This window comes from Pseudomonas sp. LAMO17WK12:I10, from assembly GCF_900215185.1.
Lineage (GTDB): Bacteria > Pseudomonadota > Gammaproteobacteria > Pseudomonadales > Pseudomonadaceae > Aquipseudomonas > Aquipseudomonas chlororaphis.
The window spans coordinates 16,810-33,462 of the sequence record NZ_OBDX01000010.1 but is presented as its reverse complement, the minus strand read 5'-3'; the positions used below and the strand labels follow the sequence as shown (position 1 = coordinate 33,462).

The 16,653-nt window shown below is 61.4% G+C and carries 15 protein-coding genes; 2 read left to right on the top strand and 13 right to left on the bottom strand.

Annotated elements, in window-relative coordinates; translation table 11 throughout:
• Positions 1-256: 256 nt before the first annotated feature.
• The 3 genes from CRO75_RS13215 to CRO75_RS13205 all read right to left on the bottom strand — a co-directional run bounded on the left by CRO75_RS13215 (position 257) and on the right by CRO75_RS13205 (position 2,799).
• A complete protein-coding gene (locus tag CRO75_RS13215) occupies positions 257-1,252 on the bottom strand; it encodes a hypothetical protein (RefSeq protein ID WP_239990581.1) in 996 nt (331 codons plus the stop codon).
• A 221-nt stretch (positions 1,253-1,473) separates the two neighbouring features.
• A complete protein-coding gene (locus CRO75_RS13210; RefSeq protein WP_097135859.1) occupies positions 1,474-2,298 on the bottom strand; it encodes an SDR family oxidoreductase in 825 nt (274 codons plus the stop codon).
• Positions 2,299-2,334: 36 nt separating this feature from the next.
• Complete coding sequence (locus CRO75_RS13205) at positions 2,335-2,799, bottom strand: hypothetical protein (RefSeq protein ID WP_009042259.1); 465 nt, start codon at positions 2,797-2,799, stop codon at positions 2,335-2,337.
• Positions 2,800-3,016: 217 nt separating this feature from the next.
• Between CRO75_RS13205 and CRO75_RS13200 the strand changes: the two genes are divergently transcribed.
• Both CRO75_RS13200 and CRO75_RS13195 read left to right on the top strand, forming a co-directional pair.
• On the top strand, positions 3,017-3,313 hold the full coding sequence (locus CRO75_RS13200; protein ID WP_097135857.1) for a helix-turn-helix transcriptional regulator: 297 nt from the start codon (positions 3,017-3,019) through the stop codon (positions 3,311-3,313).
• Entirely contained in the window at positions 3,310-4,575 is a 1,266-nt protein-coding gene (locus CRO75_RS13195) for a type II toxin-antitoxin system HipA family toxin (RefSeq protein WP_097135856.1), read from the top strand. The genes CRO75_RS13200 and CRO75_RS13195 overlap by 4 nt, the downstream gene beginning before the upstream one ends.
• 42 nt (positions 4,576-4,617) lie before the next feature.
• Here CRO75_RS13195 and CRO75_RS13190 read toward each other — a convergent pair whose 3' ends face one another.
• From CRO75_RS13190 to algG, 10 genes are all read right to left on the bottom strand, one after another.
• On the bottom strand, positions 4,618-5,010 hold the full coding sequence (locus tag CRO75_RS13190) for a hypothetical protein (protein WP_177409746.1): 393 nt from the start codon (positions 5,008-5,010) through the stop codon (positions 4,618-4,620).
• 109 nt (positions 5,011-5,119) lie between these two features.
• Positions 5,120-5,512 (bottom strand): hypothetical protein, encoded by a 393-nt coding sequence (locus tag CRO75_RS13185; protein WP_009042263.1) that lies wholly within the window; start codon positions 5,510-5,512, stop codon positions 5,120-5,122.
• Complete coding sequence (locus CRO75_RS13180) at positions 5,506-6,705, bottom strand: hypothetical protein (RefSeq protein WP_097135853.1); 1,200 nt, start codon at positions 6,703-6,705, stop codon at positions 5,506-5,508. Before CRO75_RS13180 ends, CRO75_RS13185 begins: the two co-directional genes overlap by 7 nt.
• 379 nt (positions 6,706-7,084) lie before the next feature.
• Positions 7,085-8,536, bottom strand: coding sequence for a mannose-1-phosphate guanylyltransferase/mannose-6-phosphate isomerase (locus tag CRO75_RS13175; protein WP_097135851.1), 1,452 nt, complete (start codon positions 8,534-8,536; stop codon positions 7,085-7,087).
• 262 nt (positions 8,537-8,798) lie between these two features.
• Positions 8,799-9,455 (bottom strand): alginate O-acetyltransferase AlgF, encoded by a 657-nt coding sequence (locus CRO75_RS13170; protein WP_097135850.1) that lies wholly within the window; start codon positions 9,453-9,455, stop codon positions 8,799-8,801.
• A 16-nt stretch (positions 9,456-9,471) separates the two neighbouring features.
• A complete protein-coding gene (locus CRO75_RS13165; protein WP_009042267.1) occupies positions 9,472-10,647 on the bottom strand; it encodes an alginate O-acetyltransferase in 1,176 nt (391 codons plus the stop codon).
• 11 nt (positions 10,648-10,658) lie between these two features.
• Positions 10,659-12,224 (bottom strand): MBOAT family protein, encoded by a 1,566-nt coding sequence (locus CRO75_RS13160; protein ID WP_097135848.1) that lies wholly within the window; start codon positions 12,222-12,224, stop codon positions 10,659-10,661.
• 208 nt (positions 12,225-12,432) lie between these two features.
• On the bottom strand, positions 12,433-13,557 hold the full coding sequence (locus CRO75_RS13155; protein ID WP_092417938.1) for a mannuronate-specific alginate lyase: 1,125 nt from the start codon (positions 13,555-13,557) through the stop codon (positions 12,433-12,435).
• A 7-nt stretch (positions 13,558-13,564) separates the two neighbouring features.
• Positions 13,565-15,013, bottom strand: a complete 1,449-nt coding sequence (locus CRO75_RS13150) for an alginate O-acetyltransferase (protein ID WP_097135846.1) — start codon at positions 15,011-15,013, stop codon at positions 13,565-13,567.
• A gap of 11 nt (positions 15,014-15,024) precedes the next feature.
• Positions 15,025-16,629: a mannuronan 5-epimerase AlgG gene (gene algG, locus CRO75_RS13145; RefSeq protein ID WP_097135844.1), complete on the bottom strand. Its 1,605-nt coding sequence runs from the start codon at positions 16,627-16,629 to the stop codon at positions 15,025-15,027.
• Between the last annotated feature and the right edge of the window lie 24 nt (positions 16,630-16,653).

Genomic DNA, 16,653 nt, shown 5'->3' with positions numbered 1-16,653 from the left:
CTACGGGCATCGGCGCGGCATACAACGGTGTCATGCGCGTGATGGCCGGCGTTGAATGCGCAGAGCCTGGCGCTTAATCCGAAACGCTTCATCAGCACCTTTTTCAGCAGCCCCAAGGGCTCAAGGTCGCGCATTCTACTGGGGTTGCCTGGGTGAACAACCTGACCCTGACCCCGCCCCCTTGTAGGAGCTGGCACCTACAAGACAGCGGCCATGTATAAGGCCCCTGTAGGCGCGGCCGGCGGTGTTCCCGCTGTTACAGGGCGGCCTGGCCGAGGATCACGTCGGCTTTCTTCACGGCATCCGCCACTTCCAGTTCTTTATCGCTGAGCAGTTCCACGATCTGCGGGTTCTGCAGCACATCGACGCCGGCCTGCTTCAACTGGGCCTGCCGCGCGATGATCACATAGGCGTAAAGCTGGCCACGGGTGCTGAACTCGGGACGGGCGCTCACCGTGGCCACGGCCTGCTCCATGAGGGCATGACGCTCGGCCACCGACAGGCCCTTGAAGGTCTCGGGGTATTCCATATGGATGTTCGCCGAGTACACCGCGATGTTTTCCTCGCGGGCTTCCTTGCGCACCGCGTCCTTGCTGGTGACGTGCTTGCCCAGTTGCTCGAAACCTTGTTCGCCTTCGCTGAGTTGTTGCGGGTTCATCCGTTGTTTCAAGGCGTCGATCTGTGCGCTGTCATCCAGGACCCTGGCCCAGCTGTAGGCCAGAGGCAGATTGTTCTTGTTGCTGTGCAGGCGCACCAGGGTCTGTTGCGCGTCCGCGTCGCCATGGCGCGCGGAACGCTCCAGCCAGCGCAGGCCCAGGTCGCTGTCCGGGGTCTGCCCGCGCATGCCGTAGGTGAAGTTCTGGAACATGCCGAACTCGGCACAGGAGTCATTCTTCAGTGCGGAATAGGCCATGTAGCCGAAGGCTTCGCGGTCGCGCTCGGCGCTGTCCTTGCTGCTGTCCTGTTCCGCGATGCTCGCTAGGTAGCACAGGGCCCGGTCGTGGGTGGGCGCGGCCATGATCAGGCAGCTGCGCGCCTGCTCGGGTTTATCGTCGTTGTACAGCTGGTAGCCGATGCCATACAGCAGATCGCTGTCCAGCTTGGGGTTGCAGTACTCGTTGGCGACGGCTGGCGGCAACAGCTCCTTGAGGCTGAGCTGGGGCAGGGTGGCGTTCAGCTCCTCGTCTGGCGACGGTGTGCAGCCGATAAGCGCGGTGGCCAGTACCAGCGGCAGCAAGTGTTGAGGTTTCAATGGATATTCCCTGATCGACGATTGAGTGACGGCGAGCATGGAAAGGAGAGGGGGAGTTTCAGCGGTTCGCCAGCGATCCATGCGGCCTGATCGAGGCCCTGGGAGCCTTGAGTGCGCGCATTCTACTGGGATTGGGGGAGGGTACAACCTAGGCGACTAAAAGACGTTTTCTGGAACCCGTGGGAACGGCCGCGCGACGTTCCGCGGCCGGTGATTGGCCGTTACAGTTTTGCGCCCAGGCCAAAACGCTTCATCAGCGCCTTCTCCAGCAACCCCTTGGGCAACAGACTGGCCATCAAGGGCAACGCCCGGCTGCCATTACCGATCCGAACCAGGCGCGGTGGTTTGTCCTGCTGCGCGGCCCTGAGCAGCCTGGCGGCAAATTCGCCGGTGGGTGTCGGGTGGTCCTGGGAGGCCCTGGCCCGTGCGCGGATGCCTTCGCGCAACGGCCACCAGGGCGATCGTTCGGTCAACAGCTGTTCGGCTTCGTGCCCGGCATTCTTGGCAAAGCTCGAAGCGATAGCCCCGGGCTGGACCTCCATCACCCGGATGCCGAACGGCGCCAGCTCCATGCGCAGCGCATCGCTCAAGGCATGCACCGCCGCCTTGGAGGCGCAGTAGGCACCGGCAAAAGGCGTCACCAGGACGCCCGACACACTGCCGATATTCACTACCAGCCCGCGGCTGCGGCGCAGCACCGGGAACATGGCCCGGGTCACGCCGACCAGGGCGAACACATTGGTTTCGAACTGTCGTTGCATGGCCTCGACACCGCCATCGAGCAGCGGGCCCATGGCGCCATAACCGGCGTTGTTGATCAGCAGGTCGAGGCCGCCATATTGCTGGTTGATGCGCTCGCCCAGGGCGGTGAGCGCCGGGCCGTCGTTGACGTCCAGTTGCACCGCGTCAAAACCCGCGGCTTGCAGCATGGCTACGTCCTCGGCCCTGCGGGCGGTGGGCAGGACGGTGAAACCGGCGGCCTTGAAAGCATCCGCCAGGGCGCGGCCGATGCCGCTGGAACAACCGGTGATCAGCGCAACGGGCATGGCGCGGTCCTTGTACAAAAAGAGGGAAGGGGGGAATCAGTCGGAGAAACTGCCCTGCAAGCGTTCGGCGCGAAACTCCAGGGTTTGCGGGCGGTAGCCGGGACGCAGCGGCGGCAGGGGCAGGCAGTCTTCCCAGTTGGCGCCGGCCTGCAACTCGCCGGGGCCGCGATAACGCGGGGCGCTGTACTGGTTGTCGGCCAGGTTCACGGTGTCGCCCGGGGCGTAGGCGGCGACGCGCCAGCGCAGTTCGGTCAGCGGCACATCGTTGCCGTTGTTCATCTTCAGCAGCAGCGGGCGATCCGCCGGGCAATGCTCGGGGGCATAGCTGATGCGCAATTCCAGGCGCGCCAGTTGCTGGGCTTCGCGGTTGTCCAGCCAGACCACCCACACCGCCACCAGGCCCAGGCCGACAGCGGCAGCCATGGACACCGGCAAGGCCTTGGCGGGGTAACGGACCAGCAGGATCAGCCAGGTGATAACCAGCAGAACGCCGATGAACATGAGGAGAACCTCGGGGGGAATAGAGCAGTCATCCTACCTAAGCGTAGGTGGGATTGGCGATGGATGATGCCTTGGGTACGTTTTACTCAATGCCTCGTAGCCAATATTTTGTTATGGGTAATATATGGCCCCTTATTGTTAGCTTTATATTATAATGGAGTCTATGTTATCCATATGATTGATTTATAATCAGCAAGCCGGAGGCAGACGCAGCGTTATGTCGCTTACCCGTTTTATGTACACACCGTCCGAGATCACGGCCGAGATCGGAAAAAACGCACAGGCCCTCAGATTGTCAAAAAACCTGTCGCGCAGAACCCTGGCCGAGAAATCCGGGGTACCCGCTTCGACGATCAAGCGCTTCGAGCTGCATGGGGCAATTTCCCTCGAATCGATGGTGCTGATCGCGGCAGCTTTGGATGAACTCGATCCGATGCTCAAACTGTTCAAGCCACCTTCACCGAACACGCTGTTTGAGTTGCAAAACTCAAAACGCCAAAGGGGAACCCGATGACTGAACCAGGCATCAAGAAATACAAGCCGATCGAGGCGTTGGGGGTCTTCATGCATGGCCGGCAGGTGGGGCTGCTTAGCTGGAACCGCCAAGGTACCTACTTCACCTACGCCAAGGACTGGTTGACCCAGGGTTTCAACCTATCCCCCCAACTGACCTTCGACGAGAAGCCGCAGCAGCCCGATACCCATCTGTTTCTCGGTATCCATGGGGCCTTTGCCGATTCCCTTCCCGACGGTTGGGGGTTGCTGCTGATGGGGCGTTTTTTTACTGCGGAGTATGGAGCGCGGGTCACCCATGGCCTGACTCAGCTCGACCGGCTTGCCTACATCGGCAACCGGGGGATGGGCGCCCTTGAGTACTACCCCATGTCGGAAAAAGTGGCTCGGGAGCCCATCAGTCTTTCAGCGTTGTATGAGGCTTCGATCCAGGTCCAGGTGGGGGAGACGGTTGAGGTCCTGAAGGCTCTGCGGATTGCCGGTGGCTCGCCGGGGGGCGCGCGTCCCAAGGCAGCCGTTGCGTTTTCGGAGGATCTGTCCCATGTGGTTTCGGCCTTTGAACCCTTGCCTGAGGGCTACGCGCACTGGATCGTGAAGTTCAGAGCCCTTCAGGAGCCGTGGTCGATGGGCGCAATTGAATGTGCCTATGCCCGAATGGCCCGCACGGCCGGGGTTGCCATGGCTCATTGCGAACTGATCACAGTGCCCTCGGAACAGGGACGGAACGAGCGCTTCTTTGCGACTCGACGCTTTGATCGACAGCACAACCGGAAAGTCCACATGATGACCGCTGCCGGGATTCTGCATGCGGACTTCAGAATTCCATGCCTGGACTACAAGGACTTGCTGAGGCTGACTTTCGCACTGACCAAGAGCGCCAAGGAAGTGGAGAAAATGGCCCGGCTCATGGTGTTCAACGGCCTGGCCCACAACTACGACGATCACGCGAAGAACTTTGCCTTTCTGTACGAAGAGAGGCAGGACGGCCTGGAGGGGCAATGGGTTCTCGCGCCCGCGTACGACCTTACCTTCTCCACCGGCATGGGAGAACACACCACCGCGTTCGACGGCCAGGGGCGCCCCTCCAGAAAGGCGATCAGGCGTTTGTGTGCGGACTACAAGTTTCTCAAGCCTGACGACTACATCGATCAGACGCTGGAAGCGCTGGGCAACTGGGAAACGGTGTTTGGCGAACTGAATATACTGGCCGCCGATGGGAAAGAGATCTTCGAGACGCTCAAGGATGTACATGCGCATCTTTAAAAATAAAACCTGATGAAAAGATGCCTCCCTGGCTAGAGAAAGTCAGCCTGTTAATTTCAACAACGCATACATGATCGAGCCCCAGGTCAGTAGCACAACATCCATCCAGTTCCTGATAGTTAACAGGCGTTGGAGATGGGGAGGGAAGTTGTCTATGTCTTCCTCGGAAAGAAAGCCTCTACGAACCGCAGGACCAGGCCAAAGCATCGATCCTCGAACGGCGGCCAGCATAAAAAAATGGGTGAACCATCCCTCGTAGGGAAGGCTCTCGGCCCAGCGATAAAAGTGTTGGTTCCGTTGCAGGGCCTCCAGCATTTCTCTCAGGTAGCGACGGCTCAGGTAGTAGCTGAACAAGAGGTTTATTACGCACAGTAGAAGCGGACTGGCGACCAGTACGAGGCCTAACCATGAATACCAAAAACTCTTTGCCATCATGGTCGGATTACCCCGTAAATAACTTCCTCAGTTCTTTCCCGGCTCATCACCTGAACAACTGTCTTGGATGCCTTCATCCCACAAGACGTGTAAAGCTCCATAGAGGTCATCAGCTATCCAACTTCAAAAACGTATACACAATGGCTGTCCATAGGATCACGACGCCGTCCAACGTATTTTTTACAGTCAGAAGGTGTTTCAGTCGTGGAGGGAAATTGCGTACATCCTTTGCACAAAGAAAGCCTCTACGAACTCCGGCGTTAGGGAAGAGCATCATTCCTCGAACGCTGACAAACATCAGAATGCGCTCGAACCATCCCTGATAGGGAAGCTTGTCGAGCCATCCATAGAAGTAAGAACTCTCCTGCATGGCTACCAGCATCTCTTTCAAGTGGCGGCGACTCAGGTAGTAGCTGAATGTAAGACTTGCAAGAGCTAGCAGAACTGGACAGAGGAGTAGTACAAGCGCGATCCCTGAATACCAGAATTTCTCATCTACCATGGCTGCGCGCGCTCATAAATGATTTCCCCAATCCTCTCCCCAATCACATCACCAGAATCTGTTCCCAGGGATGCTCCTACGCCTACCAAGGTTGCAACACATAGCACTCCGCCAATTGCGGTAGAGGCCCCGAGAGCAGCACAAATAAATCTGCTTCCTGCCATTGCGGTTTCAGTACCCAGTATTCCTCCAGCGGTTGACCCGACAAACTTCCCCGTCTCAGTAAACATCACCTTCCTGCAACTCTGATTATCTGACCCCCCCTGACAGACCTCCTGAACCTTCAATACCGACGAAACCCCACCCAGCGCAATCCCCACATACCCACCCATCTGCATGTACTTCGCCGCACGGCTGACCGATTTTACGTGGGCGACATAGCCCGGTATCTGCCCGGGCCCACCGGCCTTGTCCCATTGATGGACCAGGCTGCGGCTGGAGAGGCCGAGGGCGGTTTTCAGTTTGGGGTGGTCGCTCAGGGTGGTGTAGCCGCGCAGGCGGGTGGAGTTCAGCAGTTGGGCGTCCAGTTGCCTGAGCAATTGCTGGCGCCGGGCGAAGAACTCGGGGGATTTGAGGTGGCCGTGTTGGCGGTAGCTGTCTTGATGCAGACGTTCCATGTCGTGCAGGGTCTCGCGCAGTTTGTCCAGGTGTTTGCCCATCGTCGCGGTGCCGATGCCCAGCCAGGTCGAGGCCTGGCCGGTAAAGCCGGCGATCTCGGCCTGATGGCGGACCATAAAGTCGGCTTCGTCGGGCGTCAGCGGTTCGAGGGCGATCTTAACCTGCTCGGCGGCGAGCATGAGTTGTGCTTCCTCGTAGGTGCAGGCGTGGTTGGCGGGGTCGCTGAGCACGATCAGGCTGCCGGCCTTGACCGTATCGCCAAGGCCCGGATTGAGGGCCAGATATTTGGCCAGGACGTCGGATGAGGGGCTGTCGAACAGGCGGCGCTGCAACTCGCTCAGCGGCATGCTCCGGGGCACGATGTAGAAGCCGGGAGCGACCGGTGCCGGGGGCTGGACTTGTGGTGGTTTCACCGGAGCGTCAAGGCCTTGAGGCGTGGTCAGTATCGAAGTGTTATTTGTACGTGCGCCCGGCAGCGGTGGATTGGGGTTGGCCGGGCGCAGCACACGAGGCATCGGGGTCGGTTCGCCACGAGAATCGGTGGTGTATTTGTTGCCGGAGGGTTGCTCGGCCATCGCTGTGTTCGCTATGTGTTTGAGCCTCGCGAAACACTAATGAGCGGTATGGATGGAGTCGTTGAGAGCTATCTGAAACGCCCTGCGGTGTTTTCGAAATGTCGGGTAGGAATTGGCGAAACGACTGTAGCCGCTGCCGCAGGCTGCGATCGACCGCGAAGCGGGCGCAGGGTCATGAGATCGCTGGAAGGCCTTCGGCCTTATCGCAGCCTGCGGCAGCGGCTACAGGAGGTCCTCGTTCAGGCGCGCGGACATAAAAAATCCCCCGCCCAACCGCCTGCGGATAGGGGACGCAGTCGGTCGGACGGGGGGCAAGGACTTGCTGGCAACGACTCCCTGCTTTTACTTGCAGCTTGCCGCTTGAAACTTGTCGCTGTGGTTACTGGGCGATGGTTTTCACCGAGATGCCGCGTTCCACCGGAGTAGAGCGCCCGTAGATATCTTCGAAGCGTTCGATGTCGTCTTCGCCCAGGTAGCTGCCCGATTGCACTTCGATGATCTCCAGCGGGATCTTGCCCGGGTTGCGCAGGCGGTGCACCGAGGCGATCGGGATGTAGGTGGACTGGTTTTCGGTAAGCAGGAACACGTTCTCGTCGCAGGTGACTTCGGCGGTGCCGCTGACCACGATCCAGTGTTCGGCGCGGTGGTGGTGCATCTGCAGGGACAGGCACGCGCCCGGCTTGACCGAGATGTGCTTGACCTGGAAGCGCCCGCCCATGTCCACCGAGTCGTAGGAACCCCACGGACGGTAGACCTCGCAGTGGTTCTGGGTTTCGCTGCGGCCCTGTTCGTTGAGGGTGTTGACCAGTTGCTTCACGCCTTGGACCTTGTCCTTGTGGGCGATCATCATGGCGTCCTTGGTTTCCACCACTACGATGTTTTCCAGGCCGATCACCGACACCAGTTTGCCGTTGCCGTGGATCATGCAGTTGCGGCTGTCCTGGATCACTACGTCGCCCTTGCTGACGTTGCCGTTGGCGTCCTTTTCATGCACGTCCCACAGCGACGACCAGCAGCCCACGTCGCTCCAGCCGGCGCTCAGCGGCACCACGCAGGCGCGCTGGGTCTTTTCCATCACCGCGTAGTCGATGGAGTTGTCCGGGCAGCAGGCGAAGGTGGCCGGGTCGACGTCCACGGTGTCGGCGTCCTGGGCACTGCGCTCCAGGGTCAGCAGGCAGGTGTCGTAGATGTCCGGGTCGTGCTTTTTCAGCTCTTCGAGGAAGCGGCTGGCGCGGAACAGGAACATGCCGCTGTTCCAGAAGTAGCCACCGGCCTCGACGAACTCGGCAGCGCGCTTGACGTCGGGTTTCTCGACGAAGTGCGAGACGCGGCTCACGCCTTCCGGCAGCAGCGCATCATTGGTCGACTTGATGTAGCCATAACCGGTTTCCGGCTTGGTCGCCGGCACGCCGAACAGCACCATCTCGCCACGCTCGGCGGCCACGGTAGCCAGGGCCAGGGCGCGTTGCAGGGCTTTCTGGTCTTCCAGCACGTGGTCGGCCGGCAGCACCAGCATCAGCTCGTCACGTCCTTCGTTGACCAGCATCATCGCGGTCAGGGCCACGGCCGGCGCGGTGTTGCGGCCGAACGGCTCCATCAGGATGCGCTGGGCTTCGAGTTTGCGCGCCGCCAGCTGCTCGTTGACGATGAAGCGGTGGTCCTTGTTGCAGACCACGATCGGCGTGTCCATGCCTTCGAACACCAGGCGCTCGAGGGTTTGCTGGAACAAGGTGTGTTCGCCGGTCAGGGCGAGGAACTGCTTGGGGAATTGCTTACGCGAAAGCGGCCAAAGACGTGAGCCACTACCACCTGACAAGATCACCGGAATCATGTTGTTACTCCTTCAAAAATCGTTTGGGTTAGAGCCACGAAAGTTCTGTCGTTTCACTCTCTTGTTTTTGTTGCTTGCCGGGCGGTGTATGCCGATCCCTGTAGCCGCTGCCGTCAGGCTGCGAACGATCGCGAAGCGGTCGTGACTCAGGCGCTACGGTCTTGCTGAAAGACCGCGTGAGCCGTTTTCACGATTGCTGCGCAACCGATCGCAGGCTTCGCCAGCGGCTACAGAAATGGCCTTCACCTGCCCGATCGATCCATCAGCGGGTCGAGACCGGGCGCTTGACCCAGACTGGCGACAGGCTGCTGCCGTTGCCGGTGACGTAGAGCACCGCGGCTTCGCCGCGCTCCAGGGCGACCGGCTTGAGGTCGCTGACTTTTTTCTCGCCCTCGTACAGCGCGAAGCTGACTTTCACCGGGTTGATTTCACGTTCGCCACGGCCCTTGGCGGCCACCGACTGGACCACGTCGGTCTTGCCGTCGGCGGTCTTCAGGGTCAGGGCCTTGTCGCTCAGGTTCTGCACCCGGACCAGGGATTTCTGCTTGTTCTTGAACGGCGGTTCTTCGATCAGTTGCGGCTGGCCGCTGGCGTTATTGACCAGGGTGTAATAGTGGTCGGCGGCGAGTTTCACCGGCACGCTCTGGCTGCCGACCTTGGCGGTGTAGTCGCCGCCGGGCATGAAGCTGAAGTCACTGCTGGCCAGCGGCGCGACGTCGCTGAGGTTGGTGCTGCCGACGGTGGCGCTGACTTCCTGGTTGCTGGCGTTGTAGATACGCACGAAGGACGAGCCTTTGGGCGCGGTCGGGCCGTACAGCGCGGCGTCGCCACCGGCGAAGGCGGGCAGGGACAGGACGCTCATGCCGGCAGCCAGTGTGATTGCCTTGGCGAGACAACGCGCAGTGATAGTGAAAGTCATGGATGTCACCTCTCTTTCAGTTTTGCGCCCGATCGGGCGTCTCGGATTTGTTGAGTGCAGCTACGTTCTGTTGGCGGGCGCCGGCTTGTTTGAGCTCTGCGACCCACTGCGGGTCGGCGTCGCCGATTTCGTTATTGACCGGCAGATATCGTTCGGGGAACTCCCAGATCAGCACCTGGGGCGGGCTGTTCTTGAAGGCATCGCTTTTCAGGTAGCTGAGCATCGGCAACACCGGGCCGTGGCCGTCTTCGGCGTAGCTGACCACGTCGCTGTGCAGGGCCTGCTTGAGCGCGCCGACGAAGTTCCAGTTCGGGTTGGCGCTGTAGCTGGTGCCCACCAGGGCCACCGGCACTTCGTTGTCGGCGAACAGCGCGTCGTCGGCGGCCGGCTGATCGTCGGCGGCACGGGTCACGCGTTTCTGCAGCGGCTCCTTGGCCGGCATCAGGTTTTCGAACAGCGGGTCCAGGGGCAGGAACAGGCGCAGGTCGCCCTTGTGCACCACGGTCTGCTCGGCTTCGGTGACGAAGCGTTGCGGCTGGCCCATCAGCGGTGCCTTGTCGGCGATCGCCTTGGCCAACTGGTTGGCGGCGATTTCGGCGCCGGCCGGGGTCCAGTGGGTGTCGGTGCGCAGGAACACTTGCTGGCCGTTCTGCTTGGCCTGTTGCAGCGGGCCCAGCAGGTCGGGGGCGAGGATCTTGTCGGCCGCCACGCGGGCGTGGAAGTCCTGGTAGAGGTTGGCGTGGATGCTGGCCGGCTGGACGTCGCCCAAGTGTTCCGGGTAGAGGCGCACCTTGGCCGGCACGATCGCCATCACCAGTTTCACACCTTTCTCTTTCAGGGCCTGGCGCACGCCTTCGACCAGCGCGTAGTTGCCTTGCAGGTTGAGTTCTTCGTTGACGATCGGGTGGAACTCTTCATCGCTGTAGAGCCACTGGTCGCGGCCGAGCACCACGCCCGGACGACCTTCGTTGAACAGCTTGAAGTCCAGGGCCGCCCACAGGTTGGTGCCCAGGCGCTTGATCGGGAACTCGTCGTCGTAGTGGGTTTCCACGGCCTTGGCCCAGCGACCGTTGAGCACGGTGGCGTCGTTGCTGGTGCTGAAGCCGAAGAAGCTGCGCACCGACCACAGGCCCAGGACCATCAGGGTCACCAGGAACAGGGCGATATAGAAGACGCGTAATGAGCGGGTCATGGTCAGATCCCTCAGAACTGGAAGTAAAGGAACGGCGAGAAGCTTTGCGCCGAGAGTTTGAGAATCGAAGCGATGAACAGCAGCAGCACCAGGGCGCGCATCACGTAACGCGGCCAGTCGGCGACCCAGTAGGCCGGCTGGACCTGGGCTTCGACGCCCACGGTGTAGCCCGGCTGGTGGATGCTGCCTGGCTTGTCCCCCGGTACGGCCTTGATCAGGCCCGGCTGGGCGGTGGCCGGACCGTCGGCCTCGGTGTTGATTTCGGGTTTGCTCTTGACCGGCGTCGGGTTGCGATACAGGTCACGCAGGCCGAAGAACGCCAGGGTGGCGTAGGCCACGACCAGGGTCGCCACTTGCAGGCCGGTGAGGCTGGCGCGGTTGAGTTCCGACAGCGACCAGTCGCCGAAGCTGAACATGGCGCCGTACATGCGACCGGCGACGTGCAGGTTCTCGGCGCGGAAGATCACCCAGCCCATTACCACCAGCAGGAAGGTCAGCGCCCAGCGGATCGGGTTCAGGCTGCGCGGCGAAGTGTTGATGCCGAGCATCTTCTCGATCGCCAGCCACATGCCGTGCCAGGCGCCCCAGACTACGTAGGTGATGTTCGCGCCGTGCCACAGGCCACCGAGCAGCATGGTCAGGAACAGGTTGCGATAGGTCATCAGCGTGCCTTTGCGGTTGCCGCCCAGGGTGATGTACAGGTAGTCGCGCAGCCAGGTGGACAGGCTGATATGCCAGCGCCGCCAGAACTCGGTGATCGACTGGCTGATGTAGGGCTGCTTGAAGTTTTCCATGAAGCGAAAACCCATCATCAAGCCCAGGCCGATGGCCATGTCGCTGTAGCCGGAGAAGTCGAAGTACAGCTGCGCGGTGTAGGCCAGGGCGCCCAGCCAGGCGTCGCCCGTGGTCGGGTTCTGCAGGGCGAAGCAATGGTCGGCGACCACCGCCAGGGTGTCGGCGATGAACACTTTCTTGATGAAGCCCTGCATGAAGCGCGTGCAGCCTTCGGAGAACTTGTCCAGGGTGTGGGTGCGGTTGTTGAACTGGTCGGCCAGGTCACGAAAACGCAGCACGGGGCCGGCGATCAGGTGCGGGAAGATCGCCACGAACGCCGCGAAGTCGATCAGGTTGCGGGTGGCCGGGGTGTCGCCGCGGTAGACGTCGATGATGTAGCTGATGGACTCGAAGATGTAGAACGAGATACCGATCGGCAACAGGACGTGGGTCAGGATGAACGGCTCCAGACCGAACGAGGTCATGATCGCGTTGAGGCTGTCCACGCCGAAGTTGGCGTACTTGAAGTAGCCGAGGATGCACAGGTCGACCGCCACGCCGAGCAGCAGCCAGCGCTGGGCCGGCCTGGTGCGTACACCGGCGGCGCCGACTTTCAGGCCGATCCAGTAGTTCCACAGGGTGACGCCGGCGAACAGCGCCAGGAAGTCCACCCGCCACCAGGCATAGAACACGTAGCTGGCGATCAGCAGCAGCAGGTTGCGATAGCGTTGCCCGCTCAGGTAGTACAAGCCGAGAAAGATCGGCAAGAACAGGAACAGGAACACATTGGATGAGAAAACCATCCCGATCTCTCCATGTTTGACCAACAGTAAAGGGCCAGAGCCCCCCCAAACCCCCCCGTGAAAAACCGGGGGCGGCGTATTGCATTCACATCATTCCCTGTAGCCGCTGCCGTAGGCTGCGATAAGGCCCGAAGGGCCTTCCCTCGGCCTCAAAAGCACGACCGCTTCGCAGTCGATCGCAGCCTTCGGCAGCGGCTACAGGTGTCGCTTATGAACCCTTGTTGCCCTTCTCATGCGAGGGGTCGTAGACCTTGGTCAGGTCGCCACCCAGGCGGAAGGTCTTGAACGGTTGCATCTTGTGCTTGCGTTCCAGTACATCCGGAGCGCAGGTGTAGAGGCTGCAGAAGGGTTCGAGCCAGGCGAATTTCGAGTCGACCTTGAGGTCGGTCATGTCCTGTTCCTTGCCGTTCTTTTCCTCGAACTCATCCGGGTCTTTCACCCCGGCCAGCACCCGCTCGCCCAGGCGTTTCAGGGCGCCGTTGTTTTCCTGGCGCAGGTCGACGCCGTTGACCTGGGCGAAGCTGGCGATCATCGCCAGCGGCGGCAGGGCGTAGTTGTGATAGGCCAGGGCACGTTGCTGGCGCTTGAGTTCGTTGGGCAGGAAGCCGTCGGCGTCGACCTGGTGGGCGCCGACCTTGTATTCCTTCACGGCCCAGTCGAACAGGTCGCGGCGGTTGGTCGCCACGGCGGTGGCCATCACCGACCAGGCGGCCCAGTACGAGTGGTTGTTGGTCTGCTCCAGCGGCAGGTTGTCCCAGTCGCTGACCACCTGGTCGGCCATCTTGCTGAACCAGGCCTCGATCTGCTGCGCCTGCTGCTGGTGAGTGTCCAGCGGATGGGAGTCGGAGAACTTCAGGCGCAGGTAGGCCGAAGCCATGCTGCCCAGGGCCCATTTGCGCATGGACTTGCCGGTATGGTTGAAGTCCTTGGACATCAACGCGTCGGCCTGGGCCCAGGCGCTCAGCCAGCTCAGGGTGCAGTCCAATTGTTCCGGACGGCCGTCGCGCATGAACTGCATCACCCGCTTGCTGGTGCCGCGCTCGATCTTGGTGATGTCGGCGGTGCTGTCGCGAAAGGCTTTTTCCGATTGCACGTTGAGGGTCGCGCGAGCCTTGTCCGAACCTTCGTACTTGCTGCGAAATTGCAGCGAGCCGGTGTAAGGCGCGGGCATGGCGTCGCAGCCTTCGCTGTGGTCGCCGCTCTTGAATTTATCCACCGGCGCGTAATAACCCTGGGGCGGGCGCAGTGGGGCCGCGGCCTGGGTCAGGCCTGCGAACATCGCCAGGCTCAACAGGCTCGGTGCCAGTAACTGTTTCAGCGTTTTGCTTTGCATAGGAACCTCATTGCCCGATTTGCGCGGTGCGTTGACCGGCGTCCGGGAATACGTTGCGTTTGCAAATTTTCGCTTCGACTTTCTGTGCCGCGGCGCCGGCTTCCGGACCCTGGACTTCGACCGCCAGCAGGTTTTGCGAGGCCCAGTCTTCGTCGGTGCGCAGTTCAAAGGCGAAACGCCCGTCGGTGTCGGATGTTTCCGGTTTGTCGATCTTGATGTCCTCGTGGCGCCCGTTCATGTACCAGAGGGTGGCTTGCAGGGTTTTCACCGAGGTGTCGGCGAAGCGGATATCGACCTGGTGGCTGCTGTTGCGCAGGTCCATGTTCTTGCTGTTGACCATCAGCTCGTTCTTGCCGGGCCTGAGGGTGGCGCTGGCGCTCATTTGCGCCGGCTTGCCTTCGCAGCCGTTGTCGAGCAGGGCCATCATCTGCCGGTAGATGGTTTCCTGGTCCAGGCGATACAGCGGCGAGAATTCCCAGATCAGGATCTTCGGTGGCTTGGTCTGGAATTCCTCGCTGCCCAGGTACTGCAGCATGGAGCCTTCGAAGCCACCGCCGGGGAAGGCGACGTTGAGAATGTCGGCGCCGATCTCTTCCTGCAGGAAGCCGGCGAAGTTGTAGTTCTTGCCGCTGTGGCTGGTGCCCACCAGGGTGATTTCCGGGTTGCCGGAATCGCCGAACAGGTCGCCGTCGCCGGCTTCGCCCTTGGGTTCGGTGGTGAACTGGTCCATGTACTGGATCGCGTAGCTGGTGCCGCAGAGCTGGCCGGCCATGTTGTGCAGGGTGCCGGTCTTGCCCATGCGCCCGGACTTGTGGGTCTCGAACTCACGCTTGGGAATGTCGGCGAAGGCCGGCAACTGCTTGACCTTCTGCGCCACGATCTTCGCCGTGCGCTGGGCGCCGTACGGAGTCCAGTGCTGATCGCCGCGGAAGTAGAAATCGTGGGCCGGCAGGGTCTCCGGCAGTTGCTCGTTGGTCAGCGGCGACAGGTCCGGCACCACGTAGCCCATCTGGGCGAAACGGCCGAGCATGCCCTGGTAGTTTTTCAGTGCCTTGTCGTAGTCGAAGCTGGCCTTCTCCTGTGGGTTGAGCTTGTTGCGGTTCACCAGGCCACGGGTCGGCTGGTAGACCAGCACCAGCTCCACGCCCTTGCTCTTGAAGGCGTCGTGCAGCTGTTGCAGGCGGCGATAACCTTCCGGGGTGGTGTTGAATTCGGTGCGCAGGTCTTCCTGGGTACGGAACAGCCAGTCGCCCTGGGCTTGCACCAGGGTGGTGAAGTTCTGCTGGTAGCGGGTGGTGTAGTTCTTCGCGTCGTGGGCCGCCGGGCACAGGTTGCAGCAGGGCTCGGCGGTGAACTTCGGTGCCTGGGTTTCATCGGCGCGAGCGCTGTTACTGGCGGCGAGAATGCCCGCGGTCAATGCCGAGAGGCTCAAGAGTTTGATCAGGTGTGGGCGCATGACAGTCATCCTCAATCGTGCATTTCGGTCTGGCGTTCGACAGGGTCGATCAGCACGGCTTTCTGCTGGCGCACCAGCAGGTCAAGAATTTCGTCCTGGCGCTCGCCGAGGATCCCCGAGAAGCTGATGCCGCTGCTCTTGGTCGGGGCGAGCATGGACACGCGGTACAGCTCGACGCTCAACGGCGAGTCGATGGACATCGGGCCGCTGCCATTGGCGGCCAGCTCGCCGCCGACCACGATCAGCGACACCTGGGCATCGAACGGGTCGAGCTTGATGTCGCGGTCGGTGTCGGAGAGGTCCTTGATGTGGCCGTAGACGCCGGTCAGGCCGTTGGCCATGGCGACGTTCTCGTACAGGCGGATGTTCACGCTGTTACGAATGCGGATGCCGTGGCGCCGGTTGCTGATCACCTTGTTGCCCCACAGCAGGTTGTCGGCACTCTCGTAGAGGGTGATGCCGTCGGTGTGGTTGCGGTAGATCTCGTTGTCGGCGATCAGGTTGTTCACGCTGTTACGGTCGATCACCAGGCCCGAAAGTTTGTTCTCGTAGCTGCGGTTGTTGAAGATGAAGCTGTCGTTCACTTCCCGGGAAATGATGATCCCGTGCTTCTTCTTGGTCCCGTAGACGGTGTTGTCGGCGATGATCAGCCGGTGCGAACGGTCGTGGGGGTCGATGCCGTAGACGATGTTGTCCTTGTAGGTGTTGCCCTTGACCACGAAGTCGCGGGTCTCGTAGCAGTAGAAGCCGTACCACATGTCCGAGAACTCCGAGCCGATGATCCAGCCGGTGGGTTCGGGGCGCTTGAGCACCTTGGCCATGTTCGGCGTGTACTGGGAAATACTCACGCCGTAGGACTTACTGTTGGCGTAGCCGAAGCTGGCCATCTTGCTGTTGACGATATAGGTCTCGGTGCCGCCCCAGGCCAGCAGGAACGGACGGAATTCCTTGGGCGAGTTGAAGGTCGCCGGGCCGTTGTCCTTCTCGCGCCAGCCGGTGACCTTGGTGTCGCGCACGAACAGCTGGCCGTCGTTGACCAGGAACGAACCGCCTTCCTGGGACAGGCGCAGTTCCTGGGTCTGCTGGTCGATTTCCAGGATGCCCTTGCGCCCGACCACGATCGGCAGCCGCGCCAGGTACACGCCCGGCGAGGTTTCGCTGATGTACTGTTTGGGCAGCTTCTTCGCCAGCTCCTTGAGGTTGACGTAACCGTCGTCGATGAAGATCGCCTGGGGGATGCCGTGCTGGCGCACCACCCATTCGGCCATCTTGTTGTCACCGCCGATAAAGTCCTTCAGCGCGTCTTCCTGCATCATGCGGCGCACGCTGATCTTGCCGGGCTTGCTGCGCACGATCTTCGCCGCCGCCGCTTCGGCGGTGTAGCCGGAGAGGTCGGGCAGGGCCGGTTTGGCCAGGTGCAGCGGCGCGGTGGGCGCGCTGCTGACGGTGTAGGTCTTGGCCTGTTGCAGCTCCTTGGCCACGGTCGGCTGCTTGCCGGGCGCGGCGGCCGGGGCCGGTTCGACGTTGGCGAAGGCGGCGCTGCTGGCCAGCAGCATGGCGCCGGCCAACAGGCTGATCGAGCCTCTGATCGCTGGGCTGTTCATCGGGCTGTTCATCTCAGGCACTCCCTTGGCGGCTCG